Source organism: Monashia sp. NPDC004114, from assembly GCF_053603855.1.
This window is the reverse complement of sequence record NZ_JBSGGK010000003.1, coordinates 366,722-392,198: the sequence shown is the minus strand read 5'-3', so window position 1 is coordinate 392,198 and position 25,477 is coordinate 366,722. Positions and strand designations below refer to the sequence as shown.

Annotated in this window: 23 protein-coding genes; 9 read left to right on the top strand and 14 right to left on the bottom strand. The window is 71.1% G+C overall.

Annotation, left to right across the window (positions count from 1 at the left end; all coding sequences use genetic code 11):
* Positions 1-59 precede the first annotated feature (59 nt).
* From ACWEOW_RS06685 to ACWEOW_RS06675, 3 genes are all read left to right on the top strand, one after another.
* Entirely contained in the window at positions 60-341 is a 282-nt protein-coding gene (locus tag ACWEOW_RS06685; RefSeq protein WP_452268392.1) for a helix-turn-helix transcriptional regulator, read from the top strand.
* Between the two features lie 197 nt (positions 342-538).
* The gene (locus tag ACWEOW_RS06680; protein WP_452268391.1) at positions 539-1,498 is read left to right on the top strand and encodes a serine/threonine-protein kinase; all 960 of its coding nucleotides are present in this window, start codon (positions 539-541) and stop codon (positions 1,496-1,498) included.
* Between the two features lie 101 nt (positions 1,499-1,599).
* Positions 1,600-2,250 (top strand): LON peptidase substrate-binding domain-containing protein, encoded by a 651-nt coding sequence (locus tag ACWEOW_RS06675; RefSeq protein WP_452268390.1) that lies wholly within the window; start codon positions 1,600-1,602, stop codon positions 2,248-2,250.
* A 732-nt stretch (positions 2,251-2,982) separates the two neighbouring features.
* Here the strand turns inward: ACWEOW_RS06675 and ACWEOW_RS06670 are convergent.
* The 4 genes from ACWEOW_RS06670 to ACWEOW_RS06655 form a co-directional block, all read right to left on the bottom strand.
* The gene (locus tag ACWEOW_RS06670; RefSeq protein ID WP_452268389.1) at positions 2,983-4,488 is read right to left on the bottom strand and encodes a hypothetical protein; all 1,506 of its coding nucleotides are present in this window, start codon (positions 4,486-4,488) and stop codon (positions 2,983-2,985) included.
* A gap of 100 nt (positions 4,489-4,588) precedes the next feature.
* The gene (locus tag ACWEOW_RS06665; RefSeq protein WP_452268388.1) at positions 4,589-5,296 is read right to left on the bottom strand and encodes a M50 family metallopeptidase; all 708 of its coding nucleotides are present in this window, start codon (positions 5,294-5,296) and stop codon (positions 4,589-4,591) included.
* 51 nt (positions 5,297-5,347) lie between these two features.
* Positions 5,348-6,286 (bottom strand): 2-dehydropantoate 2-reductase, encoded by a 939-nt coding sequence (locus ACWEOW_RS06660; protein ID WP_452268387.1) that lies wholly within the window; start codon positions 6,284-6,286, stop codon positions 5,348-5,350.
* 27 nt (positions 6,287-6,313) lie between these two features.
* Positions 6,314-7,534: a cysteine desulfurase-like protein gene (locus ACWEOW_RS06655; protein WP_452268386.1), complete on the bottom strand. Its 1,221-nt coding sequence runs from the start codon at positions 7,532-7,534 to the stop codon at positions 6,314-6,316.
* Between the two features lie 146 nt (positions 7,535-7,680).
* Between ACWEOW_RS06655 and ACWEOW_RS06650 the strand changes: the two genes are divergently transcribed.
* Positions 7,681-9,417 (top strand): FAD-dependent oxidoreductase, encoded by a 1,737-nt coding sequence (locus tag ACWEOW_RS06650; protein WP_452268385.1) that lies wholly within the window; start codon positions 7,681-7,683, stop codon positions 9,415-9,417.
* 3 nt (positions 9,418-9,420) lie between these two features.
* Positions 9,421-10,815: an adenylate/guanylate cyclase domain-containing protein gene (locus ACWEOW_RS06645; RefSeq protein WP_452268384.1), complete on the top strand. Its 1,395-nt coding sequence runs from the start codon at positions 9,421-9,423 to the stop codon at positions 10,813-10,815.
* Positions 10,816-10,847: 32 nt separating this feature from the next.
* Here ACWEOW_RS06645 and ACWEOW_RS06640 read toward each other — a convergent pair whose 3' ends face one another.
* From ACWEOW_RS06640 to ACWEOW_RS06620, 5 genes are all read right to left on the bottom strand, one after another.
* Positions 10,848-12,242 (bottom strand): FAD-binding oxidoreductase, encoded by a 1,395-nt coding sequence (locus ACWEOW_RS06640; RefSeq protein ID WP_452268383.1) that lies wholly within the window; start codon positions 12,240-12,242, stop codon positions 10,848-10,850.
* A 241-nt stretch (positions 12,243-12,483) separates the two neighbouring features.
* Positions 12,484-12,792, bottom strand: coding sequence for a hypothetical protein (locus ACWEOW_RS06635; RefSeq protein ID WP_452268382.1), 309 nt, complete (start codon positions 12,790-12,792; stop codon positions 12,484-12,486).
* A 156-nt stretch (positions 12,793-12,948) separates the two neighbouring features.
* Positions 12,949-13,944, bottom strand: coding sequence for a TIGR03086 family metal-binding protein (locus ACWEOW_RS06630; protein WP_452268381.1), 996 nt, complete (start codon positions 13,942-13,944; stop codon positions 12,949-12,951).
* On the bottom strand, positions 13,941-14,258 hold the full coding sequence (locus tag ACWEOW_RS06625) for an ArsR/SmtB family transcription factor (RefSeq protein ID WP_452268380.1): 318 nt from the start codon (positions 14,256-14,258) through the stop codon (positions 13,941-13,943). The genes ACWEOW_RS06630 and ACWEOW_RS06625 overlap by 4 nt, the downstream gene beginning before the upstream one ends.
* Before the next feature lie 79 nt (positions 14,259-14,337).
* Positions 14,338-14,517: a hypothetical protein gene (locus ACWEOW_RS06620; RefSeq protein WP_452268379.1), complete on the bottom strand. Its 180-nt coding sequence runs from the start codon at positions 14,515-14,517 to the stop codon at positions 14,338-14,340.
* A gap of 321 nt (positions 14,518-14,838) precedes the next feature.
* On the opposite strand from ACWEOW_RS06620, the gene ACWEOW_RS06615 reads away from it, so the two are divergent.
* Positions 14,839-15,840, top strand: a complete 1,002-nt coding sequence (locus ACWEOW_RS06615; protein WP_452268378.1) for a glycosyltransferase family 2 protein — start codon at positions 14,839-14,841, stop codon at positions 15,838-15,840.
* 65 nt (positions 15,841-15,905) lie between these two features.
* Here the strand turns inward: ACWEOW_RS06615 and ACWEOW_RS06610 are convergent, their stop codons facing one another.
* From ACWEOW_RS06610 to ACWEOW_RS06595, 4 genes are all read right to left on the bottom strand, one after another.
* Positions 15,906-17,093 (bottom strand): hypothetical protein, encoded by a 1,188-nt coding sequence (locus ACWEOW_RS06610; protein ID WP_452268377.1) that lies wholly within the window; start codon positions 17,091-17,093, stop codon positions 15,906-15,908.
* A gap of 237 nt (positions 17,094-17,330) precedes the next feature.
* Positions 17,331-18,857 carry a sugar transferase gene (locus ACWEOW_RS06605; RefSeq protein ID WP_452268376.1) on the bottom strand — a complete coding sequence of 509 codons (1,527 nt, stop codon included), beginning with the start codon at positions 18,855-18,857 and terminating at the stop codon, positions 17,331-17,333.
* 174 nt (positions 18,858-19,031) lie between these two features.
* Complete coding sequence (locus tag ACWEOW_RS06600) at positions 19,032-19,355, bottom strand: PqqD family peptide modification chaperone (protein WP_452268375.1); 324 nt, start codon at positions 19,353-19,355, stop codon at positions 19,032-19,034.
* Positions 19,348-20,235, bottom strand: coding sequence for a nucleotidyltransferase family protein (locus ACWEOW_RS06595; protein WP_452268374.1), 888 nt, complete (start codon positions 20,233-20,235; stop codon positions 19,348-19,350). Before ACWEOW_RS06595 ends, ACWEOW_RS06600 begins: the two co-directional genes overlap by 8 nt.
* Positions 20,236-20,403: 168 nt before the next feature.
* Here ACWEOW_RS06595 and ACWEOW_RS06590 point away from each other — a divergent pair, with 168 nt between their 5' ends.
* From ACWEOW_RS06590 to ACWEOW_RS06580, 3 genes are all read left to right on the top strand, one after another.
* Positions 20,404-21,627, top strand: a complete 1,224-nt coding sequence (locus ACWEOW_RS06590; RefSeq protein WP_452268373.1) for a hypothetical protein — start codon at positions 20,404-20,406, stop codon at positions 21,625-21,627.
* A 23-nt stretch (positions 21,628-21,650) separates the two neighbouring features.
* A complete protein-coding gene (locus tag ACWEOW_RS06585) occupies positions 21,651-22,907 on the top strand; it encodes a LacI family DNA-binding transcriptional regulator (protein ID WP_452268372.1) in 1,257 nt (418 codons plus the stop codon).
* A 143-nt stretch (positions 22,908-23,050) separates the two neighbouring features.
* Positions 23,051-24,160, top strand: a complete 1,110-nt coding sequence (locus ACWEOW_RS06580) for a glycosyltransferase family 4 protein (RefSeq protein ID WP_452268371.1) — start codon at positions 23,051-23,053, stop codon at positions 24,158-24,160.
* Between the two features lie 36 nt (positions 24,161-24,196).
* On the opposite strand, the gene ACWEOW_RS06575 is transcribed toward ACWEOW_RS06580, so the two are convergent.
* Complete coding sequence (locus tag ACWEOW_RS06575) at positions 24,197-25,405, bottom strand: O-antigen ligase family protein (protein WP_452268370.1); 1,209 nt, start codon at positions 25,403-25,405, stop codon at positions 24,197-24,199.
* Positions 25,406-25,477: the final 72 nt, after the last annotated feature.

The window sequence follows — 25,477 nt, the reverse complement described above, 5'->3', positions numbered from 1 at the left end:
TGACTTGTTTGTGACTCAGGGGACAGGGTTGGGTAATGGTGCGGTTGCAGGTGACAAATATGTCAGAGGGGATCGGCGCGTCGGTTCGGCGTCGGCGTGTCGAGGCTGGCATCCGACAGGACCACTTGGCCGAGCGCGTCGGAATCTCGCCCAGCCACCTGAGCCGCTTCGAGCGAGGGAAGCGGCATGTGTCGCTGGCAACGCTCGACGCGATCGTGCGCGCCTTGCTCGAGCTCGGCGTCGATGCGCTGCCTGAGCTGACCACGTCCGGCGGCCTTGCCGGCTCGGACTCCTCGCGCCTGCAGAGCCACGAGGACCGGAGACCGGACGACGCCGACTGACCCCTTCGAGGGTTCGGCAGAGACCCCCAATGGGTATGGTCCCTGGAGTCGCCACGGGGGAGTTCGGCGACCGGGACATCGCTCCGTGACAAGGCTCACCGGCCGGATCGGGTCCCGTACCATGATCGCTGACGAAGGCTCCTTGACATGTCACCTGACGCGCACCTTCCGTCCGAAAGGCCCCAGGTGCTCGTGCCATGAACCGTCTTCATGAGGGCTTCGTCCTCGGCGATAGATACGAACTCGACTACCGCATCGCCTCCGGTGGCATGGCCGATGTCTGGGCAGGCACCGACCAAGTGCTCCGACGCAACGTTGCCATCAAGATCATGAGGCCCGACACCGAGCACGAGGAGCTCTTCGCCCTGCGGTTCCGCGACGAGGGAGTCCACTCCGCCGCGCTGATCCACACCAACATCGCGACGGTCTTCGACTACGGCGAGGACGACGGCCTGGCGTTTCTCGTCATGGAACTCGTCGCCGGCCTGCCCCTGTCGACCATCCTCACCGAGCGGGGCGCCTTGCCGCCTTCCGAGGTGCGCTCGATCCTCGGGCAGGCGGCGCTCGCCCTCGGGGTCGCCCATGAGGCCCGCGTGGTCCACCGCGACGTCAAGCCGGCCAACATCATGATCCGCGAGGACGGCCTCGTGAAGCTCACCGACTTCGGCATCGCTCGCGCGCTCGACGCCTCGGGTCACACCCAGCACGGCGAGATGCTCGGCACCCCCAACTACATCAGCCCCGAGCAGGCCATGGGCCAGCCGGCGACCGGGTCCAGCGACCTGTATGCCCTGGGGGTTGTCGGCCACGAGATGCTCACCGGCAAGCGCCCATTCGACCGTGGCACCCCGATCGCCACCGCGCTGAGCCACGTGAACGAGCCGCCGCCACCCCTTCCCGACGACGTCCCGGAAGAGCTCGCAGAGCTCATCACCGACTGCCTCGAGAAGGAGCCGGAGAACCGCCCGCCGAACGCAGCGGCGGTCGCCACCCGCCTGGGGCTCGGCGACCAGGACCTGATCGGTCTCGCCCTCGGGCTCGCGACGGCCCTGAACGGGCAGTACGACGAGCTGCCGCCCGAGCTCAGTCACGCCGTCGACGAGCTGACCCCCACGCGGGGTATGCCGTCCCCGGCGGCCGACCCGTACGCCAGCTGAGCGCCCGGCGGGGCACGACCATCGGAGTCAGCGCTCGCTTCGCTCGTCGGTCCACGCGCGACGCGCGCCGAACGCATGGCTTGTCCGCTTACGCTGGAGGGGTGGCCACTCTGCCGCTGTTCCCGCTCGCGACCGTGCTGATGCCGGGCGCGCGGCTGCCGCTGCAGATCTTCGAGACACGCTATGTGGCCCTGCTCCACGACCTGCTCGACGGGCAGGAGTCGCGCTCACCAGTGTTCGGGGTGGTCGCGATCCGCGAGGGCTACGAGGTCGGAGAGGATGGGGTCAAGGCGCTCCACCCGGTCGGCTGCGGTGCGCTGCTGACGCAAGCAGCCGTGCTCGAGGACGAACGCTTCCTCATCGTGTCGGAGGGCACCGTGAGGTTCCACCTCGATGCCATCGACCCGCTTGCCGGCACGCCATACACCACCGGCGAGGTGACCTGGCTCGACGAGCCGGACGGCGACGACGAGCGGGTCTTCGGGCTGGCGGCACGGCTGCGCGAGGAGCTCACCGACTTCGCCGCCGCCACCGGAGACGAGCTCGACCTTCCCGAGAGCGACCGAGCCCTGTCGTATGCCGTCCCGCTGGCCGTGAGCCTCGGCGTGGCCGACCGCCAGCGCCTCCTCGAGAGCGCCGACACGGAGTCCCGGCTCCGGCTGGGCCTTGCGCTGGTCCGGCGCGAGCTCGAGTTCGCGTCGGCGCTCGGCGCGGTCGGGACGCAGCTGCCACCGCCGATGAACCTCAACTAGCCGGAACTTTGGCTCGCTCCGATCGTCAGTCCCGGCGTGACACCGCGGGCGCGGCGGCCACTCGAGGTTGGGCACGACCCCCGTCGAGTGGCCCCGCCGTCTCACGCCGGTGAGGCTCAGCCTGGGGTGCAGTGGCCACTCGAGGTTGGGCACGACCCCGTCGACTGGGGTGCAGTGGCCACTCGAGTGGAGCAGGACCCCGTCGACTGGGGCAGGACCAAGTCGAGTGGCCCCGCCGTCTCACGCCGGTGAGGCTCAGCCTGGGGCGTTGTGGCCACTCGAGTGCAGCAGGACCCCGTCGACTGGGCTGTAGTGGCCACTCGAGTGGGGCAGGACCCCGTCGACTGGGGTGCAGTGGCCACTCGAGTGGGGCAGGACCCCGTCGACTGGGGTGCAGTGGCCACTCGAGTGGAGCAGGACCCCGTCGACTGGGGCAGGACCAAGTCGAGTGGCCCCGCCGTCTCACGCCGGTGAGGCTCAGCCTGGGGCGTTGTGGCCACTCGAGTGCAGCAGGACCCGGTCGACTGGGGTGCAGTGGCCACTCGAGTGGGGCAGGACCCCGTCGACTGGGGTGCAGTGGCCACTCGAGTGGGGCAGGACCCCGTCAAGTGGGGTGCAGTGGCCACTCGAGTGGGGCAGGACCCCGTCGAGTGGCCACGCCGTCTCGCGCCTTCCTTCCCCGACCCGCTCTCTTCGTCCGTCTGTCCGGGCGTGACGCGCGTCGAACCACCCTCAGCCGGCGGACGCCGACACCTGGTTGCTGGGCGGGATGTCGGTGCTCGGAGGGCCCGGGGAGCCCGAGTCGTCGGCCTTCTCGTCCGGCCGCGAGCTGAACCACGCTGTCACCCCTGCGCCGACGGCGATCAGGACCAGCAACAGGTTCCAGAAGGTCGGAAGGTCAGTGACGAACAGGACGATGATGGCGACGACCGTCACGGCGACGGCGACGACGAACGTGTGCTGCCAGGCCATCGCCTTGTTCCAGATGCTCTCGCTGGAGCTCCGGACGGTGCGCCGCAGTGCCGTGGCGCGGGGGCCGTTGCCCGAGACGAGCGCGACGGCAAGGGCGATGAGCGCGACCCACCCGACGACCCGCAGGACCGTTCGGAGCCGGTCGGTGACGATCTCGATCATGGACTGTGCGGCATCGCGCACGTCCGCCCGGAGGTTGTCGACGGCATACTCCCGCCCGACCTTCACGGCCGCGAGGGTGATGAGGATGGCGACGACGATGCCGGCGAAGGTGAAGAGCGTGGCTCGCATTCGCCTGTGCGAGAAGAAGATTCCTGCTGCCAGCAGAAGGATGGTGAGGATCAGCAGGAGCACCGGGATGCCCTTGACCAAGCGGTAGACGTCTTTGGCCTGGGTGATCCGGGTGCCGTCCCCGACCACGACCTGCGTGTTGATGTCGGGGATCTTGTCGGCGAAGGGCACTCCCGCGTTGACCAGCGCGGTGCGCAGTGGTCCGGAGATGGCAGAAAGGTTGAGCATGAGCTGGCCGTTGTCGGCCTGGGTCAGGGCGCCGGGGTCGCCGTTCAGCAGCTTGATCAGCTGCTCGTGCACGGTCTCGTTCGCACCGGTCCACACCTGTGCGAAAGCCTCGCTCGCGACCACGTCACCGACGACCCGGTGGACGAGCGCCTGCGTGCGGTCCTGGATCGGTGAGGCGATGAGGCTCAGGGCCGAGGCTATCTGTGGCGGGATGCCGCGGGCGATGAGCGCGTCGGTGGCCTGCTGGGACAGGTTCAGGCTCTGGATCCGTGCCATGACCCGGTCCGTGACCTGGTCGGTGACGGCCGCCTGCACCTTGGGATCCGAGGCGAGAGGACCCACGGCGGCGACCCACTTGTCGGTGTCGGTCACCGTGCCGCGCACCCACCAGGAGACTGCCGTGAGCGGCACCAGGATGATCCCGAGCACGATCAGCGCCGCCGCAGCGGCGGCCCTCCACCGGCTGGGATGCGGCGCCACGGCAACGGGTGCAGGCGGGGTGGGCGCGGCCGGTGCCGCGACGGGCACCGGCTGGGTCGCCTTCTCGTCAGGCGGTGCGGGAGGCGCGGCCACCAGCTCGGCTGGCTCGGCATCCGGTGTGGTGACGGCGACAGGCGTGGCCGCCGGCGCAGCACTGGCCGCGGGCGCGGTGGCCGCGGGCGTAGCAGTGGCTGCGGGAGCAGCGTCGTTCGGCTCCGGCGCGGGCTCCTTCGCCTCGGACGCCGGCGTGGACCCTTGCTCGGACATGGGCTCAGCGTCGCTGTGCGCCGCCGGGGGTGTCGTCACCCGCCCGAGGTGAACATTCGCTCGATCGGGTTGGCGGCATACGGCATACGGGGCGAACGGGTCAGCGCAGCGTCGCCCACAGCTCGGTGCCGACGAGCCACGTCGACGCCGCGCACACGACGACGAAGGTCAGGTTCCAGACGATCTTGGGCAGCGGGGTGAGCCACGCGAGGACGCCCGGGTCGCTGCCGCTCGTGCGGTCGCGCAGCACGGCCGACAGGTGCCGCCAGGCACCGACCACGAGCACGACACCCAGGCCGACGAGGACCTGTGCCTGCAGGACGTCATCGCGCCACCACCACAGGGCTGCCGCGCCGGCGATCGCAACCACCATGACGACGACGGTCAGCATCGACCGCACCCGGATCAGAGCGAAGAGCAGCACCGCGAGCACCACCGTGAGTACCGGGGCGGCCCAGCCGCGGACCGCAGCCCAGACCATCGTGGCGCCCAGGAGCGCGGGGACGGGATAGCCGGCCCAGGTCGACGCGACCCGTCCGGCGCCGCGCACCGGGCCCCGCGTGACGGCGTGCCCCGACATGTCGCCGCGCAGGACGAACCCGGTGAACTGCCGACCGACGAGCACCCCGACCACGGCATGGCCGAGCTCATGCACGAGGGTGACGGCGAGCCGCACGACCCTCCAGATCGGCCCGACGACGACGAGTGCGCCCGCGATCGTCAGGACCACGACCAGACTCGGCGTCGTCAGCGCCACCTCGCCGGCCGCCGGCACCGACCGGTCACGAACCGCCTCGAACCATTCCACGGACAGCAGAACCTAGCCGACGATCATGTGCGGTAGGGCCGCCGGTCCGGCTCAGGTGTCGCTGCGCCCCGGGAGCGCCCCGGGGTGCTGTCGGACGAGGACCTCGAGCAGCAGCCGGTGGACAGGCACCGGAACCCCCGACTCGGCGGCGAGCCGCACGACGGCGCCGGTCCACGCGTCGAGCTCGGAGGGCTTGTCCGCGAGCACATCGCGCTGCAGAGATGTCGTCGCTCCGTCTGGCTGGTCATCGACGAAGGCCATCGTCCCGCTCACGACGGATGCCGGTAGCCGCACACCGCGAGCCTTCGCCAGCGCCTCCACCTCGCGCATCGCGTCCTCGAGCAGAGCACGCCACGAGGGCCTGCTCCGCAGCTCGCCGACCGTCGCGTCGAGGGCCGCGCCCAGGCCGCCGAAAGGCACGACGAAGAGCATCTTGGACCACAGCTCGGCCCAGATGTCCTCCGGCACGGGAGCCACGGCGCCTGCGTCGGTGATGGCTTCACGGAGCTGGCGGACCCGCTCGGACGAGGTGTTGTCCCACTCCGCGAAGGCCAGGGATGCCGGCCCGCCCGCGTGCCGGATGACGCCCGCCTCCTCGATGAACGCGAAGATCTTCGCGATGCCGGGCAGCACCGCACGCTGCCCGACGACTGCCGCCACCTGTCCGGGAGCCTCGACACCGTTCTGCGTGGTCACCACGGCGGTGTCGTTGCCCACCAGCGACGGGAGGGCGGCGAGCACCGGGTCGAGCTGCCACGTCTTGACCGCGACCAGCACCACATCGACAGCGCCGATCGACGCTGCGTCGTCGGTGACGGAGGCGGGAGCGACCGTGAAGTCGCCGGCGACGCTTGCTACCCGCAGGCCGTTCTCCCGAAGGGCTCTCAGGTGGTCACCACGGGCCACGAACGTCACGTCGTGGCCGGACGCAGCGAGCCGCCCGCCGAAGTAGCCGCCGATCCCACCGGCGCCGATGACCGCAATCCGCATCTGTCGCTCCTCCCGTAGGTCCTGGGTCTATCGTCGCGCGCCGGGCGCCGTACCGCAGATCTCCTCGAGACCTCGGGCAAGACGATCGATGTCGTCGGCGTTCGTGTACGGCGCGAGGCCCGTCCTCAGGCCACCGGCTGCCCCGAGACCGAGGTGGTGGCTGCACTCCCATGCGTAGAAGCTGCCCGCTGGGGCGTTGATGCCACGCTCGGCAAGGCCGACCCGAAGCTCCTGGGCGTCTCTGCCGGCGACGTTGACGAGCAGCGTGGGCGTCCGACGCTTCGCGTTGCTGTATGCCGTCAGCCCCGGGATCGCGCGTAGCCGCGGTTCCAGCGTGGCGAGGAGCCCGTCCTCGTGGTCCTCGAGCGCCGCGAACGAGGCGACGAGCCGGTCTCGGCGCGACCCGTCTGCCGGGACGAGGTCGGCGAGGAAGTCGACCGCTGCGGTCGTGCCCGCGAGCAGCTCGTAGGGCAGCGTGCCGAGCTCGAAGCGTTCCGGCACGTCGTCGGTCGACGGCACGAGCTTGGCCGGCCGGAGGGTCTCGAGCAGGTCGGGCCTGGCTCCGAGGACGCCGAGGTGGGGGCCGAGGAACTTGTAGGGCGAGCAGACCCAGAAGTCGGCCCCGCTCGCCGGGACGTCGCTCGACACGTGTGCCGTGGCGTGCACGCCGTCGACGTAGAGCAGGGCACCCGCCCGGTGAGCGACCTCGGCGATGGCCGGCAGGTCTGGACGGGTGCCGATGAGGTTCGACGCTGCGGTCACCGCCACGAGCCGGGTGCGGTCGGAGATGACCCGCTCGAAGTCGTCAGGCGTGAGCTCGCCTGTGGCCGGGTCGAACTCGGCCCAGCGGACGGTTGCCCCGGCAGACTCCGCGGCGATCACCCACGGGCGGACGTTCGCGTCGTGGTCGAGCCGCGAGACCACGACCTCGTCTCCGGGCCCCCAGCTCCCCGAGATCGTGCGGGACAGGTGGAAGGTCAGCTCCGTGGCGGAGCGCCCGAAGACGATGCCTCCGGCGTCGAGCGCGAGAAGGTCGGCCATGGCGACGCGGGCCTCGGCGACGACCGACTCGGCGCGCCGTTCGGCGGGCGTCACCGTGCCGCGGTTCGCGATCGCCGACGTCAGGGTGGCCGCGACCGCCTCGCCGACGACGTCCGGCGTCTGCGAGCCGCCGGGGCCATCGAAGTGCGCGGCGCCCTCGCCCAGCGCGGGAAAGTGCGATCGGATGCGTTCGACGTCGTAAGCCATGCGCCCCATCCTCGCCGACTGGAGCGAGCCCCGAGGGGGCGGCGCGACGATCTCGATTCCGCAGCGGGAGCGGCCCTGTCCGGCGTACGTTCTTGGCGTGGGGTGGTCGCCAACCCACTATCCCTGCTCGCCGACGGAGCCCTGCCGTGACCCGACCTCTGTTGCTCGTTGTGGATCCCGACCTCGACAGCCTCGCCCGGACCGAGGGTGAGCTGGCTCGTCGCTTCGGCGCCGACTTCCGGGTCAGGGGCGAGTCCGACAGCGCCGCCGCGATGGGCCAGCTCGAGGTGGCCGCCGAGCGCGGGGACCCGGTGGCGCTCGTCCTCGCCGACCCGTGGCTGCCCGGTGTCGGCGGAGCCGATCTGCTCCGGTCGGTGCGCTCGCTCCACCCGGATGCCGGCCGGGCTCTGCTCGTGCCCTGGGGATCCTGGGCCGAACGTGAGACGGCCGACGCGATACTGCGCGCGATGTCCCTGGGCGATATCGACTACTACGTCCTCAAGCCGTGGACGTCCCCCGACGAGCTCTTCTGCCGCACGGTCTCCGAGTTCGTCCAGGCGTGGTCTCGAACCGTTGCCAGCGCGGCGCGCGAGGTCGTCGTGGTCGGCGCCGTCCGCGATCCCCGGGGCCACTCCGTGCGAAGCCTGTTGGCGCGCAACGGGATCCCACACGCCTACCTCGACCGCGGGACACCGGCTGCGACTGAGGTGCTGACCTCCATCGGAGCCGACCGCCCCGAGGACGCGGACGGTCCGCTCGTCCTGTGGCTGGCGGCGATCGGCGGCCGCGTGCTGGTCGACCCGACCGACGCGGAGATCTGCGAGGCCTGGGGCATCCGCACCGACCTGAGCGGTTTCGACGGCACGCCGAACCCGCATGACGGCATACGTGAGGTGGACCTGCTCATCGTGGGCGCCGGCCCGGCCGGTCTGGCGTCCGCGGTCTATGCGTCGTCCGAGGGTCTGTCCGTCCTCATCGTCGAGGAGCAGGCGCTCGGTGGGCAGGCGGGCACGAGCTCGCTGATCCGCAACTACCTCGGCTTCTCCCGCGGGCTCAGCGGCGCCGAGCTCGCGCAGCGCGGGTTCCAGCAGGCCTGGGTCTTCGGCGCCCGCTTCGTGCTGACCCGCCGCGTCACCGAGCTGGTGCCGGAGGCGGACGGGGAAGGCTTCCTCGCGACCGTGTCGGACGTGGGTCAGGTGCGTGCGCGCGCCGTCGTGCTGTCCACCGGTGTGGCCTACCGGCGCCTGGGGGTGCCGAGCCTCGAGGCGCTCACCGGCTCAGGCGTCTACTACGGCGCCAACGTGTCAGAGGCCCACGGGCTCACGGGCGCGCACGCCGTCATCATCGGAGGCGGCAACTCGGCGGGCCAGGCGGCCCTGCACCTGCACCGGTATGCCGCGGACGTGGCGATCGTGATCCGCACCCCCGACCTCTCCTCGAGCATGTCGCAGTACCTCATCGACGAGATCGACGCCGCCCCGACGATCACCGTCGTGCCCAACGCCGAGGTCGTGGGGGGCGGAGGCGACGGCTGGCTCAAGGACGTCGTCGTCGCGGACCGCACGACCGGCGAGCAGCGGTCCCTCCCGACCGACGGGCTGTTCGTCATGATCGGCGCGGAGCCGCACACCGACTGGCTGCCGGACGAGGTCGCGCGGGACCGGTGGGGCTTCGTGCTGACCGGCGAGGACATGCGAGCCGTCACGACCTGGCCGCTGGACCGGCCCGCCACAGCGCATGAGACGTCCGTGCCCGGGCTGTTCGCCGTGGGCGACGTCCGCGCCGGGTCGGTCAAGCGTGTCGCCTCCGCTGTGGGCGAGGGTTCCGTCGTCGTGTCCGAGGTGCACCAGTACCTCGCGCTCGCGCCGACTCCCCGGAGGTAGGCCATGTCGCAGCAGACCGCGCCGACCACGCAGCCCGGGACACGTTCTCGCACACAGCTGCTCGTCGGCGCGGTGGTCCTCGCGATCCCTCTGGGGGGCCTGGCTCTGCTCCGGTTCGGCTCGCAGTACGACCAGAAGTGGCAGCACGACACGACCCACTTCTGGATCGTGTTCCTCGCGGCCCTGCTCAGCGCGATCACGGCATACGGCACCGGCACGGCGGCCGTGCGTCGCGGCGACGTTCGCGTCATGTATGTGTCGCTGGCGTTCCTGTCGTCGGCAGGCTTCCTCGGGCTGCACGCCCTCGCGACGCCGCACATGCTGCTCCCGGCTGCAGCCGCCGGCTTCAACATCTCGACACCGGTCGGGATCGCGATCGGCTCGCTCTTCGCGGTCGCCTCCATCCGTGACGTCGACGCGTCGAACGCCGCCGCGGAGATGCGGCGCGCCAAGGCGCTTCGCGTCGCACTGATCCTGCTCATGGTCCTGTGGGGTGTCGCGTCCCTGCTGCGCATCGGTCCCTTCGCGGGGGTGGGGCTCGACCACACGTCGTGGCCGATGGTCGCCTCAGCGGTGCTCGCCGTCGTGCTGTTCGCCATCTCGGCCGTCGCCTACGTGCGCCTGTGGGTGCGCCGCGGAGGCGTGCTGGCGGCGGCGATGGCTTCCGCGTTCGTCCTGCTCGCCGAGGCGATGGTTGCGATCACGGTGGCGCCGAACTGGTTCTACTCCTGGTGGGAGTGGCACCTGCTCATGCTTGCGGCGTTCGTCCTCGTCGCCTGGGGCGCTCAGAGGTCGTGGCACGAGGAGCGCTACGCCGACATCTACACGGCCGACACCCTCGCGGGCTACCGCGACATGACCATCCTGTTCGCCGACCTCCACGGGTTCACCAGCTTCTCCGAGGCGCACGAGCCCGCAGAGGTCACGGAGATGCTCAACGCGTTCTTCACCGTCGCCATCCCGGCGGTGGTCAAGCGCCATGGCGGCACGATCGACCGCATCATCGGCGACGCGCTCATGGCCACCTTCAACCGGCTCGGCGACCAGCCGGACCATGCAGTGCGGGCGGCGAAGGCCGGGCTCGACCTTCAGGCCGAGACCGGCCGGATCGCCGCGGAACACCCGGGCTGGCCCCGGTTCCGCGTCGGGATCAACAGCGGCGAGGTGCTCGTCAGCGTGCTCGGCAGCGAGGGCGGCCGGACCAGCACGGTCATCGGCGATGCCGTCAACGTGGCCTCGCGGATCGAGGGGCAGGCACCCGTCGGAGGGGTCGCCGTCACGGCCGACACGCTCGCGCTGCTCCCGGGAGCGAGGACCGAGCCGCTCGGCCCGCTCGAGCTCAAGGGCAAGGACGAGCCGATCGAGGCGTTCGTGCTCACCTCGGTCGACTCGCCCTAGCCCCAAGCAGGCTCGTATGCCGCTGCCGCTTCTCAGCCGGTGGCGGGAGGCACGTTGTGGTTGCGGTGGAAGACGTTGTCCGGGTCGTAGGTGCGCTTCACGGCGGCCAGGCGGTCATAGGTCGCTCCCGGGTAGATCGCGCGCACCTGCTCGGGGTCGTCGGCGATGGAGAACCCGACGTAGGCGCCCAGGGTGCCGTCGGCGATCGTCGACGCCAGCTCGGTCACCCAGTCGTGCTGCGCGTCGAGGTCGGCGACGTCCCCGACCATGGCGGCGACGTTGAACATGATCGGCTGTTCGCGGTGCGCATAGGCGGTGGCGTCTGCCGGCACCCGGGCGATCGCGCCGCCCAGCGGACGCAGCTGGACGGCAGCCATCTGGAGCCCCGGTCGCGAGGTCGCCGCGCACAGGCTGTCGAGCACGGTCTGTGCGAGGTCGGTGTCGATGCCGCTGGCGAAGCCGGTCACCGAGGTCGCGATCGGACGGAAGCCCGCCTCGTCCGGTGGGAACAGGCCGGCATACGGCATCGGAGCGAGCAGGTCGGCGATCGGGGTCGCGATCTTCCGGAACGGCGCCAGCACCTCGTCGGCGTCCTCGGCGGGTCCGGCATACGCCAGCTGCGCGAGGATGATGACCTGGCCGCGCGCCTCCTGCGGGATGAACGGCATCGGCGGCGCGGGCATGACCGCAGCGATCGCGCCCAGGTCGTCCGGAGCCTCGACGGCCAGCCGCATGAACTCGGCGACCGTCTCGGCCGTCGCCGGCAGCAGAAGCATCCCACCGACGATCTGCCGCACCTCGTGGAGACGGAACGTGAACCGCGTGACGATGCCGACGTTCCCGCCGCCGCCGCGGATGGCCCAGAAGAGATCGGGCTCGTGGCCGTCGTCGACGTCGTGCACGCTGCCGTCGGCGGTCACCACCTGTGCAGCGACCAGGTTGTCGACGGTGAGGCCATGCTTGCGGCTGAGGAAGCCGACGCCGCCCCCGGTCGTGATGCCGCCGATGCCGACAGAGCCAGTGTCGCCGAATCCCGTTGCCAGGCTGTGCTTTCCGGCCTCTGTCGTGTAGCGGCCGGCGGTGACGCCCGCGCCGACCGTCGCGAGGAGCGCGTCGGGGTCGATCTCGAGCGAGTCGAGGTCACGCAGGTCGATGACGAGGCCGTCCGCGACCGAGCTGTGGCCGGCGACGCTGTGTCCGCCGCTGCGCACGGCGACCTCGAGCCCGAGGTCGCGCGCGACACCGATGGCTGCTGCGACATCGGCTGCGTCGCAGGGACGCACGACGAGCCGCGGGGTGGCGCCGGTGTAGGAGTAGAAGATCGAGGTGGTGTCGGACCAGGACGCGTCGTCCGGGCCGATGACAGTGCCGCGTACTGCACCGCGTAGTGCGTCGGCGGCCAACGAGGTGTGAGTTGTCGAGGGCATGGCGTCCATCCTGAAATCTCTAGTGGGCATGAGGTCAAGGGCTTTTGCGAGCCCTTCACCTGCCCGTCGAACGGCCCACGCACGATTCGACACGGATGGCGACCCGAATGTGACAGCGTCAGGAGTGGCCGGCAGGACGCTTACGTTCTCGGCCCGCTCCGGTCGAGTGGTCGTTTCGACACACGCGCTGGGCTGCATCGAAACGACCACTCGACTCGGGGTGGACGGGCCGGGCGCCGCCTCACATGCCCGGGATCTCCAGGAACTTCTGCGTCGAGATCGTCCCGCCGGCCGCCGTGTGCGGATGCCCGTCCAGGAACCCGGCCAGCTGCTCGGCCGAGTCCGCGTCGATCACCGAGTAGCCGGACACCTGCACGTCCGCGTCACCCTCGCTCTCCAACGGCGAGCCCATGTCGACGAGACGGTCGCCGACCCGCTCGCCCCAGGTCATCCACTCCTGCATGCCCGCGCCCGCCTGCTCCGGCGGGATCTGGCTCATCTGCTCACGCATCGCGGCGGTCGTGTTGTAAAAGACCATGTACTTGGCCATGACATCTCCTCATGTGCTGTCGCCGGCGCCTCGGTGCCGGCTCGGTGATCCCCCCGGTGGCCCCTCGATGTCCGAAGGACCGACTGTGGCGGGCCATGGGCCCGTTTGACCGTCCCGTCCCGTATGCCGCTGGGCCGGCACGGTCGTGACGCGCCGTCAGGCCGCGGCCGTGGTCCGGCCGGCGAAGGCGGCGAGGCGGTCGAGCGCGTTCGCGTCCGCGGCCGGGAAGACCTCGTCGCCGAAGGCGGTTCCTCGGCCTCCGGGCACGACCTGCTCGGCGAGCGTGGCGACGTAGGCGACGAGCTCGTCGGAGGCGACGATCGGCTTGCCTGAGCCCTGGGCGAGGTCCCAGGCATGCAGGAGCAGCTCGACGTTCAGGACGGCTGCGAAGAAGGCCGCTGGCATCTCGCCCTCGCCGTACTCGACCGTGCCGTCGGTCCCGCGGGCCTTCCACGCGTCGATCGCCTCCATGCCCATGGCCGCGAGCTTGGCCTCGAGGGAGCCGGAGGCCGGTCTGGTCACGGTGCCGCCGGCCATCCCACCGAGCTGCGTCAGTGACCCGAAGAGGTGCTCCGCGACGTCATGGCAGGTGTACTCCGCGCACGGGGTCTGCTTCTGCTGGTCTTCGGTGGTGAGACGGCGGGCCACGGACTGCAGCACCGCCAGCGACGCCTCCGCCGCCGACAGCTCGTCGAACCCGTCCGGCCTCGCGGCCCACTCGTCGGCTCCGGCGTCGACGGCACCGGCGGCCACCGTCTCGAGCCTGCCGAGGTAGTGCGTCCAGCCGTCGCCGTGCGAGGCGGCCTGGTCCGCGTTGAGGAATCCGGTGTGGGTCAGGGTGAGCTCGGTGCCGCCCTCGACCGGCGTGAGCGTGACGGTCACTGTGGACGTGTCCGCGTCGAAGCCTTCCTCGCCCTCCCAACCCCAGCCGAAGACGACTCGGCGGCCCGGCTCGATCTCCTGGAAGGTCCCCACCGCGGTGTGCCCGGGGACGATCGTCCACCGATAGTCGCCACCGACACGCAGGTCGACGCGCGCGGAGATGGTCTGCCAGCGACGCAGCCGCTCGGGCTCGGTGACCAGGGCGAACGCCTCGTCTGGGGTGACCGGCAGCAGCACGGTCTTGGTCACTGTCTCTGGGTGGTCGTTCATGGTGCAGCAGCCTTTCGGGCATTGAGGGAATGGGCGTCGCCGACGAGTCGGTCGAGCTCGGTGGTCCAGAACCGGTCGATCTCAGCCTGGAGGCGGCGGAGCCCGGCCGGTACGACGTGGTAGACGCGCGTCCGGCCGACCTTGTCCGCCTCGACCAGGCCGACCGAGGCCAGCAGCAGCAGGTGCTGCGAGATGGCCGACCGGGTCGAGGTGAACTCCGCGGCGATCTCGCTCACGGTGCGTGGCTGCGACGCGAGCATCTGCAGGATCCTCCGGCGGTTCGGCTCGGCGGCAGCGGACAAGGCGTCGACCACCCGAAACACGTTAGTGGTGACTAACGCATCGTCGCAAGGGACTCGAGCGCGGCAGGACGGCGCACCGTCGCCTACGCGCTCACGCGCGGAGCACCGCGAACACGTGGTAGACCATCCACGCGGGCCAGAACAGGCCCTGGATGATCGCGAGGACGTACTCCCAGAACCCGTCGGCCTGCTGCCAGAAGTAGACCCACGCCCCGAAGATGCCGAGGGAGTAAAGCGCTCCGCCGCCCGCGGCGGCCCTCGAGCTGCTCATGCCGGTTCGCCTCCTGTGGTTCGTGCTGTGCCCAGAACTGCATCGTCGCACCGTGGCCACCGCCGCGCCGTCACACCTGTCGAGCTGGTGCGTCTTTCTCTGCAGGTACGTCGCAGAGAGGAGCCCCATGGGCAAGGGGACACCCGCCACCGGGGGCCGGTCCGGAGACCGTGCAGGCTGTCGCTGCCTGCACCGCGGAGGGCTCCGGTGCATGGGCCGCTCGAGCGGTCTGAGGGCGGCGGGCGACGGCACGGGGCGGGCCCGCGGAGCCCGTGTGCGGGGCGCGCGCGTCGAGTCCTGCCGAGCCTGTCCCCACCCCCGATGAGCCAGGCGACCGCTTCCGTCATCGTTCCGACGTACAACGGCGCCCACCGCCTCCCAGCCTTGCTCGATGCCCTCGTCACGCAGGACCTCTCCGAGACGTGGGAAGTGGTCGTGGCGCTGGACGGCGTCCACGACGAGACCCCCGAGCTGCTCGATCGGTATGCCGCTCGCCTCTCGTTGCGCACCGTCATCTCCGTCGCCCCGCGTGGGCTGTCCGCCACCCTCAACGCCGGGTATGCCGCTGCCCGCGGGCACGTCCTCATCCGCTGCGACGACGACCTGTCGCCAGCCTCGGACATGGTGCGCCGCCACGTCGCCTGGCATGAGTCCAGCACGAGCCCGGTGGGCGTCATCGGGCTCACCCGGGACCTCTTCGACGACACGCCCTACGCGTCGAGCTACGGACGTCCGGCCAACGAACGCCACCTCGCAGCGGCATACGCGCGCGATCCCGACCGGCGCTGGATGCACTGGGCGGCGCACAACTCGATCACCCGAGAGTCGTGGGAGCGCGTCGGCGGCTTCGACACCCGGTTCCGCTACCGGGAGGACGGGGACCTGGGTCTGCGGCTGCACCAGTCCGGCGTGTCCATCGTCATCGATCCAGCACTCGAGATCGGTCACCGAGGCCCGGCGACGAGCGCCCGGACGCGAGCATCGCGGGCCTTCGTCTCCGGCTCGAGCCGGCGGCTCTTCGAGGCCGTGCACCCGGAGTCCGGCTCGGCCAAGGGGTCTCCGGACGGGCTGCAGGCGCGGGCCTGGAGCGCAGCGACTGCGGTCGTCGGGGCTCTCGTGTCGACGCCAGCCGGGTTCGGGCGAGCAGGCGCCGTGGTCGACCGGCTGCCGCGCTGGGTTCCGAGCCGGACGCGAGGCCGGCTCATCGCGCTCGCCGTCGAGGCCGCCGGCCGCGCCGGCTACAGCCACGGTCTCGACGACGCCGATGAGTTCCGCACGCAGAAGCGCCTCGAGGCCGCCACCGAGCGGGCCACCCAGCCATAGCACCCAGGCAGAAAGGTGGTGACGTCGCGCGGACGGCGACGTCACCACCTAGAGGTTGGGCTCGGCTAGATGCGGTACTTGACCTCGACGTACCCCGGGCCGCCCGCACCGTTGTTGCCGGCGGCGTTCGAGCCGCCGTTACCGGCGCTGACCGGTGAGGTGTGCGTGGCGGTGACACAGCCTGACCCAGCGTAGTAGTCGCTGCCGGCGCCACCGGCACCACCTGCAGCGGCGATCATCTGGTCACCGTTGATGACGGTCCGGGCGACAATCGCGGCACCCGACCCGCCACCGGCATAGCCACCGCCGCCGGCTCCGCTGGAGATGGCGACGTACAGGCTCTTGCCGGTCCCCGTCCAGTCGAGCCAGAAGTTGGTGCCGCCGACGGCATCGGCGCCGGCGCCACCCGAGGCGTTGCCGCCCGTCAGGCCGTTGGACTCGAGATGCGAGATGCCGGACGCGTAGAAGAAGTTGTTCCGCGACCAGATGCCTCCCGGGCCGCCGGTGGCACCGCTAGCGCCCTGGCCGCCCCCACCCTGGACCCAGGTGGTGCTGTCGCCGTCGAAGATCGTTCGGACAGCCCCACCGTCGCCGCCGGGGGCGTCGCCGCCGTAGCCGCCGCCGAAGGTGTCGCCGTTCCAGCTGACGTTGCCCTGTTCGGCGTGGGCCCACGCCCCGTTGCCGCCGCCCCCGCCAGCCACGACGATCGGCGAACCGCCCGTCCCGCCGAGCAGGATCGCGCTGCCACCTCCGCCGCCACCGCCGTACCGCCACTGCGAGATGTTGTAGTTGCCACTGGGCGCGCTGAGCGGGCGGGGGTCGCCGCCGTTGCCGTAGCCCTGCCCGCCGCTGGTCAAAGTGCCTCCTCCACCCGCGATGAGCGTTACCTGCACGTCGCCCGCGCACCCGGACAAGTCGAGCGTGCCCGTGAACTTCGAGCCGTCTCCGCCGACACGGGTGAGGTCGCCGCCCCGTCCGCCGCCACCCCAGATCGTGTACTCGATACAGGCGGCACCGGCCGGAATCGCGAACGTCACCACATCCGACGCGGAGCCACTGGCCTGGGCGAACTTCGTCACCAGTGTCCCGATGCTGCAGGTGGCCGCCTGGGCGGCCGGTGCCAGGACCAGCGCAGGCACGGTCCAGGCGATACCGGCCGCGACCGTCCTCCGCGTGATCTTGGCGGCCCCAAGGCCCTGCTGTCCGCGCTCAGCGCTTTCGTTCGTTGGTTCGTGCGACATCGGGTCGCTCATGAGTCCCTCCACATCGATGGCTTGCAGACGTGCGACGCGGGCCTGACCCGTCGATCATGCCCAAGCGTCTTCACACGTGCGACCACCGCTGCCCTGCTGTGCAGCGTCGAGTCGCCCTCCGGTAACTGGGACGCGCAAGCGAGCCCACTGTGTCGCGAGATGCATCGCCATCTTGGGATCTGGGCATGCTCCCCGACCTTCGGTGGACCAGGATCGTCATTCCCCTGCACTCGCCGCTCAATGAGCGGTCTCGCCCGGGGCGGCGACGGCCCTGACGGTCCGGCCGAGGATGAGCAGGTCGCCGACGAGGGAGTAGTTCTCGACGTAGGACAGGTCCAGGCGCACGGACTCGTCCCACGACAGGGACGATCGTCCACTGACCTGCCACAGCCCGGTCATGCCGGGCTTGACGAGGAAACGCCGGTGGACGTGGTCGTCGTAGGTGTCGACCTCGGACTGCAGCGGTGGACGAGGCCCGACAAGGGACATGGTGCCCGCGAGGACGTTCAGCAGCTGCGGCAGCTCGTCGAGGCTGAAGCGGCGCATGACCCGGCCGATCCCGGTGACCCGAGGGTCGTCCCTCATCTTGAAGAGGACCACGTTGCCCGAGTCGCGCTCGACATCGAGCAGCGAGGGCAGCAGGTCCTGGGCCTTGTCGACCATGGACCGGAACTTGAGCATCTGGAAGGTTTCTCCATCCAGCCCGACTCTCGTCTGCCGGAACAGGATCGGGCCCGGCCCCGACCGCCTCACGAGGATGGCGAGAACGAGCAGGAGCGGGCTGATGAGGAGGAGCCCGACCGCGCTGCAGACGATGTCGGTGGTCCGCTTGGCGAAGCGCTGACCGTACGTCATGCGCGGTGTCTCGACGTGGATCAGCGGCAGCCCGGCCACGGGACGCGTGTGGATCCGGGGACCGGCGATGTCGACGATGCTCGGTGCGAGGACGAGGTGCTGCTGCCCGGACTCGAGCGCCCAGGAGATCTGCTTGACCTTCAGCGGTGGCAGCTCGTCGGTACTCGTGACGGCCACCGTGTCGGCGCCGCTGACGGCCATGACCACGTCGACGTCGTCCACGCTGCCGAGCACCGGTATCGACGTCCCTGGCACGCGACCTTCGCGGATATCGGAGGTGAGGCAGGCGGCCACGACGACATAGCCGGACTCGGGAGCCCGGCCCAGCTCGCTCGCGATCTGCGCGACCGAGCGTGCCGACCCCACGAGGACGACGCGGGCGCTGTAGCGCCCAGCCCGGCGTTGCCGGACGAGCCACCGGCGCCACATCCACCGGGACGAGAGCAGGAGCGCGAGGCCCAGGGGCAGCGAGCTGAGCAGGTAGCCGCGCGCGACGTCGACATGGAGCAGGAACGCGATGATGGCGACCCCGCCGAACACCCGGAAGCTCGCGTCGACGACCTTGCGGTACTCCGTCGAGCCGGCGCCGACGACGCGGTCGCCGCGCGACTCCGCGAGGCCCAGGGTCCAGAGCCACGCCAGCGCCAGCACCACTGACACGAGCGTGTACGAGAGCCCTCGGATGTGGCTGTCCTCGCGCATCGAGACCGGGGCGCCGAACGAGCCGAGCCAGCCCAGCTGCACGGCAAAGACGGCCGCGCCCACCACGAGGGAGTCGGTGAACCGGATGCGACGCGTGAGCCGGGTCCGCCACTCGGGGTTCACGGGATGGGGCGGGACCGTGCCTGCCGAGGCCTGCTCGGCGGCCCCCGCCGCGCTCGGTTTCGCCCGTCCCGTGTCGATCGTCATCTCACTGCTCTCGTGACCGGCCCTCCCCTGGGGGCGCTTGAACGGACTGTGTGGCCGCTCGCACCAGCCGATGTCACCCGGGAGGATGCGAGGACTCACACGTGTGAATGAGACGCACCACCGGTCGTCATATGACGCGAGAGGGTGCATCCATACGGCGAGCAACGGTCGGAGCTACTCGCCCTCGACGAGCCCGGCCTCGGCCAGGTGGTGGAGGAACGCCACGACGTCCTCGGCAACGACCGTGTCGGCCACACCATCCGAGCCGTCCGTCGTCTCGTCCGTGCCGCGCATCCGCTGGACCCGTTCGACGATCTCAGCCGCGGTCGCGCCCTGTGCCGACTCCGTGAGGGCGACCCACACCAGCCAGGCGGGCCCTTCCAGGGCCACCGCCGAACCGTCCGGAACGAGCGTCACCCAGGCCACCGCCGACGGGTAGCCGACCTCGGTGCCGTCGACCCACGCGACGTCGGGCGCGCACCGGTACCGCTCAGGCATCGCCATCTCCTCGACGCAGACGGTCGGCGCGGCGGATGACCAGGCGGCTGAACAGGGCACGCGCACCGCTGCGGGCGCGGACGGCATACGCAGCGGCCAGCTCGCGGCTGCTGGGCGCGTGTCCGAGCCGAAGCTCGAGATGGGTGCGGTTGACGACGACCAGTCGGCGCAGGACCGTCCCGCGCTCCCGGAGGGAGCGGGCTGACCTCCATCGGGCGGCCCATTCGGCGAGGCGTTCGTCCGCGGACGTCGTGCCGGACCACCACTGCCACAGGTCGTGCTCGGGGGTGCCGGCGAACCGCTCGAGCTCACCGACGGCGGCAGCGAGCGCGACCTCTGCTCCGAGGTCGCGGGCCAGGACCCGCACCGCCCGTTGGCGCGCTGCCGGCGAGGCCGCCCAGGCCGCCGGCACCTCGCGACCGTGTGACCGCGCAGCGTGGAGGGTGAGCACGAGCACCTGGCCCGTCAGATCGGGGACCCAGCACCGGCGCGCCGCGATCAGCAGTGGCTGCCGGCTAGCCCACAGCCGCTGGAACACCTCGTCGGCCCGTCGGGTCGGACCGGGGAGGCGGCGGTGCACGTCGGCGAAGGTCCAGACGGGGTGGCGGTAGTTGGCCGCGTGCTCGAAGCTGGATCCCTCCGCGAAACCGGTGTAGAGGCTCCAGCCGTGTCGTTCCAGACCGGCCAGGAATCGCTCCAGATGGGCCGGCCGCACGAGCACGTCCGCGTCGGTGGAGTCGCGCGGCGCCAGCCCGAGCTCCTCGCTCTGCGCCGGGCCCTTGAGATGGATCAGGTCGACGCCCACCTCGTCGGCGACGGCCTGGAGCTGCGCGTGCGTCAGCCGAACCGTGGCCCACAGCGGGACTGGGGTCGTGCTCATGACGGGCCTGTTCTCGGGTCGGTCTCGGGTCGGCTGCGATCGCGAGGGCGTAGCATCTCCACAACAGTCACTCGTGTGAATAGCCGCAACACAGTGTAGGCATCGTTTGGCTGCGTCCATGCCTTTGCGGGCCCGTTCGCCCGCAGCCGCCCTCATGGAGCCTCGTACATGTCACCCCACCAGAGTCCTGGCACGACCTCGGTCGCGCTCGACCTCGCCGGCGTTCGCTGGCTCGTCGACCTGTCCGCCTACGGCGACGAGACGGGGTCCGCGCTGGCCGGCATGGTCGTCCACCTGTGGTGGCGCTCCTGCGTCGTCCCGGGCGGCGACGAGCCAGTGGTCCAGGTCGTGCCCGGCGACTGGGCGTATGCCGTCCCGCCCGGGGTGGAGCGCATCGTGGCACCCACCGACCGCGCCGCCTTTCCCTACGCGTTCTCCCGCGCGCTGACTCGTCTGACGATCCTGCGTCGTGCCGGCTCGGCGGTGCTGCTGCACGCCGCCGGTGTGGCCTCGGCCGATGGCGATCGGGCCGTCGTGCTCGCAGCACCGTCCGGGACCGGGAAGTCCACGGCTGCGCGGACGCTCGGGAGGCATTTCGGCTACCTCTCCGACGAGCTGGTCGTCATCGAGCCCGACCTGCGGCTCAGCTCCTACCCGAAGCCGATCTCCGTCGTGGCCGGCGACCGGCCCGGCGACAAGGACGAGTGGGCTCCCGACGAGCTGGGACTTGCGCCGACCCCGGCACGTGGCCCCGGTCTCGCAGCCGTGCTCCTGCTACGCCGGGACGTGGCTGTGGCGGCGCCGATGCTGCGCAGACTCGGGCTGGTCGACGCGCTGCTCGACCTCGTGCAGCAGTCTTCGTCGGTCTGGCTTCTCGACCGCCCGCTCGAGCGCCTCGCGCAGGCGGCCGTCCGCGGTGGCGGACCGTTCGAGCTTCGTTACTCAGAGATCGCCTCGTGCCGCGACGTGGTCGCCGACGTTCTGGACCCTCGTCACGGGGAGGACGCCGAGCGACGGATCGTGCAGGAGTACCTCACGCACCCGCCCACCGACGACACTGCGTGGCATCCGACCAGGCACGATGCGTCCCCGACCTGCGCCGAGGCCGATGCTGCGGACCGTTTCGTCCGGGCACCATGGTCCGACGCTGTCGAGGTCGACGGTGAGGTGCTGCTGCTCCTCGGGCCCCAGCCGGTCCGTCTCACGGGCCTCGGAGCGTCCGTCTGGCTCGCGGCAAGCGAGGCCGCGACTCTCGAGGAGCTGGTCGAGGCGGCCGTGCGGGCCCACGGGCCACACCCGGACGCCAGCAGTCTCGTAGGCGAGTTCGTGCGTGAAGCCGTCGCCAACAACGTCCTCCTCCGCGTCGAGCCGGTCGCGGTCGTGATGCCATAGAGTCCGGACCGGAAAGGGGCGCGATGGGGCAGCGGAGCTCGCCGACGAGCCACGACGTGGCGCGTCTGGCCGGCGTGGACCGGTCGACGGTGTCCATCGTGCTCAACGACCCCCAGACGAGCCGCATCACTGCGGCGACGAAACAACGCGTCCTGGACGCCGCCGCCGAGCTCGGCTACGCGCCCAACGCCGCGGCGAGCCAGCTCCGCGCCGGCGCATCGAAGACGATCCTGCTTCCCCTGGCGGCCGTTCCCTTCGACGCGACGTCCGAGGCGTTCCTCGGCGGGGTGATCGAGGGCGCCGACCTGCACGGCCGGCAGGTGCTCATCCACGGCTCCCGGTCGACCAGTGGGACAGCCGCCGCGCGGGAGTGGGCACAGCTTCGCCCCGAGGTCCTCATCGCGACGGCAGACTCGCTGCCGAAGGATGCGACCCAGATCCTGCTCACCGCCGGGGTCAAGGCGGTGGTCCGGCTCGGCGCCGAGGACGGTTGGGGCGCCCATGGCGTCGACTACCGCCCTGGACTCGTCGCGCGACTAGCGGCCGAACGCCTGACCACTCTGGGAGCCGACGAGGTGGTGGTCGTGACTCGAACAGACCGGCTCCCCGGTCCGGAGCAGGGCCTCGTCGAGGCCTTCCGCGAGGCCGTTTCGCCTCGGCCCGTCCGGGTCGTTGCAGCCACACCCGACGGGGCGGCCATCGGTGAGTGGATGCGGTCGCGGTCCGGCCGGGAGGGGCGCGTCGGCGTCTTCGCCCTCGACGAACAGCTCTCATGCGCGATCCGCCTGGCCGTGATGGAGGCGGGCGTGGCTCCCCAGCCGGCCCTCGTGGCCGTGGGGGCCAGGCCTTCGCCCGGCGCGGCCGCCTTGCCGTACAGCCTGGTCGGCTTCGACCCGGCCACGCTCGGTCGCCAGATCGTCGCTGCCGCGGTCGACATCGTCGCGGGCCGTTCCGTCGCCATGCCGCGGCCCGACTACGTCCTCCTCCCAGGCACCGAGCTCGACCACGATGCAGCGGCGAGCGCGATGCGCGTGCCGGAAGCCGCGGGGACCGCCGAGCCCGGCCGCGCCCCGACTCGTCGGCACTCTCGCAGGACGGCGGCGGGCACCACCCGCCGCGTCGGCTCAGGTGCCGGTGCGATGCACACGGATGCGGTCAGCACGCTCGAGGACGCGACGGGCCATCCGGCGCGGACCGAGTCGTTCGACGCCGTTGCCGAGCGGGTTCAGCGGCGGCGCAAGGGTTCCCGCGATACCGGCTCCGAGGACGATCGGGCCTGAGCCCGCACTCCCGCCGCCACCGCAGGCGGCCCACAAGGGACTGATCGCAGTCCCACTCGCGTCACAACCGGTCCAGTCCTGCGTCTACCCACACGTGTGACGAAAGCTGTCACACGTGTGATCCAGCCAGCAGGAGGCACGGCATGCACGCCGACCCAGCCATCCATCGTGGTGTCCGACCGCGGACCCAGGCGCCCAAGGTGACCCTCGCGACGAACAACGGCGACATCGGCGGCGGCGAGGTCATGCTGCTCCAGATCGCTCACGCGCTCGATCGGCTCGCGGTCGATGTGACCGTCGTGGCGCCGACCGGCCCGGACGACCTTGCTCGCGCCGCGGAGGCGAAAGGCCTTCCCACCGTGCGGCTGCCCGCATCGGGCCGGCGCGCGTGGATGCGCGCGTTGCGACGGTGGGACCGACGCGAGCGACAGGGCGTCCTCTGGTGCAACGGGCTCGTGCCCGCGGTGGCCACGAGTGGCCACCCGGGCCGGATCGTCCATCTGCACCAGGAGCCCGGCAGCACTATCCGCCGACTGGCCACCGCCACGGCTCGCTGGGGTGCTCTCGACACGCTCGTGCCGTCGGAGTCGATGCTCCGGTCGGTGCCGGGCGCGCGGGTCCTGCCCAACTGGACGGGCCCGATCGCCGGCACTCGTGGAGTGCGGCCGCGGTCCGATCAGCTGAAGGTGGGCTTCCTCGGCCGGCTGTCCCTCGACAAGGGCGTGCAGGTCCTGGCGGAGGCGATGACGCTTCTCGACCGGCGTGCCCCTGGACGGTTCCGCCTCGTGCTCGGCGGCGCGCCGCGGTTCGTCGACGCCGTCGAGCGCGACGCCGTCGAGCGTTCGCTCGTGCCGGTCGCCCACCTCGTCGAGCGGCTGGGCTGGGTCGATCCGGGGGACTTCCTCGGCAGGGTCGACGTGCTCGTGGTCCCGTCGCTGGTCAAGGAGTCCTTCGGGCTGGTCGCGGCCGAGGCGATGGCGGCGCGGGTCCCTGTGGTCGTCAGCGACGCCGGTGCGCTGCCCGAGGTGGTGGGAGATCGGTCTTTGGTCGTCCCTGCCGGCGATGCGACGAGGCTCGCCTCCGTGCTCGCGGGTCTGCATGAAGGACGGTTGAGCACTGCCACGGAGCAGCGGTTCGAGCGGTGGGCGGCGCGCTACTCACCCGACGCAGGCCTGGACCGCGTGGCGACCGTCCTGCGCGAGCTGGGTATGCCGTCCCGAGAGCGTCTGCGCCCCCAGACCGTGCCGGCCTAGCGGAAGTACATGACGGGAGGGCGGGTGGCCATTCGGTCATCCGCCCTTTCCTGGTCGTGGTGCCGCCGCCCAGGGCGGTCTCCAAGGAGACTGGCCGGCGAGGCGAGCGAGCCCGATGCCGACCACGACAAGGCTGGTCGGTGCGAAGAAGACCTCGCCGAGCCGGGTCGCACAGCAGAGGACGACCAGGGCCGCCGCGCCGACCACGGCCCCGTCCCGGTCGATCCTGCCGGCGTCGCGTCGTGAGAGGCCGAGGGAGCTGAAGGCGTAGATCGCGATGACGGCGACAAGCATCACGACGCCCCCCTCGACTCGCAGGGCGTCGTACGAGTTGTGGAAGAACCATTGGCTGCCCTCGAGCTCGACGACCGCCTGGCCGAGCCCGCGGCCGTACCAGGGTGCACCGGCCGCCTTCAGCGAAGCGGCGAGATCGATTCGTGAGCGCAGGGCGTCAGAGCCCGACCGGTCGTCGGCGTAGTGGCCGACCTCGGCGAGGTTGCTGTTCGCATAGGCGAAGGCGAGCGCAAGCGCGACGCCGAGCACGATGCGCCCCGGGCGCCGCAGCCAGGGAGCCACGGTGAGCCACACGATCCCGACGAGGTATGCCGCCATGCTCGTGCGCGAGTCAGTGCCGACCAGGCAGGCGGCACCGCCCAGCAGGATCGCGACTCGCTGCCACGGGCGGCGGGCGACCATGGTCGCGAGCAGCGGCACGACGGCATAGAACAGCCCGCTGGCGTTCTTGTCCTGGAGGAAGCCGGTCAGCTTGCCGGCGTACTCGTCCGGGGCGACGCCGGCATAGAAGAGGGCGACGTTGAGGCCGGCCGCGACGAGCAGCCCCTTGAGGGCGGACCCGATGTCGATGCGTCCGCTCGCGAGGAACCCCGCCATGACGAGCAGCACCGCGATGTTGGTCAGCCGGCGCGTGAAGTCGGCTCCGTTGGACCACGACTCCGCGGCGGCGAAGCAGAGCAGCGCCGCGGTGGTCACGGGAAACCACTGGACGGGGCGCAGCGACCGGGTCGGGCGGCGGCACAGAGCAAGACAGACGAGAGCGATGACGGCGGCCTGCCCCGTCGGGACCGGCAGCCCAGCGGCCCCGACGCGAACGACGAGCAGTCCCATCAGCAGCGCATCGCTGATCCGCGCCGAGTGCTGGGCCGGGATCAGCCGCCCGGCGACGCGCGTCAGGGCGTCGCTCGGTGGCGCATCAGTCCTGAGTCGGCTGACATCGGTCGCAGGCACGGCTACTATTCTCGCAGAGTTGTCACACGTGTGACTACGGATTGATCGCGCGGGATGTGACGGGTCGGCCTG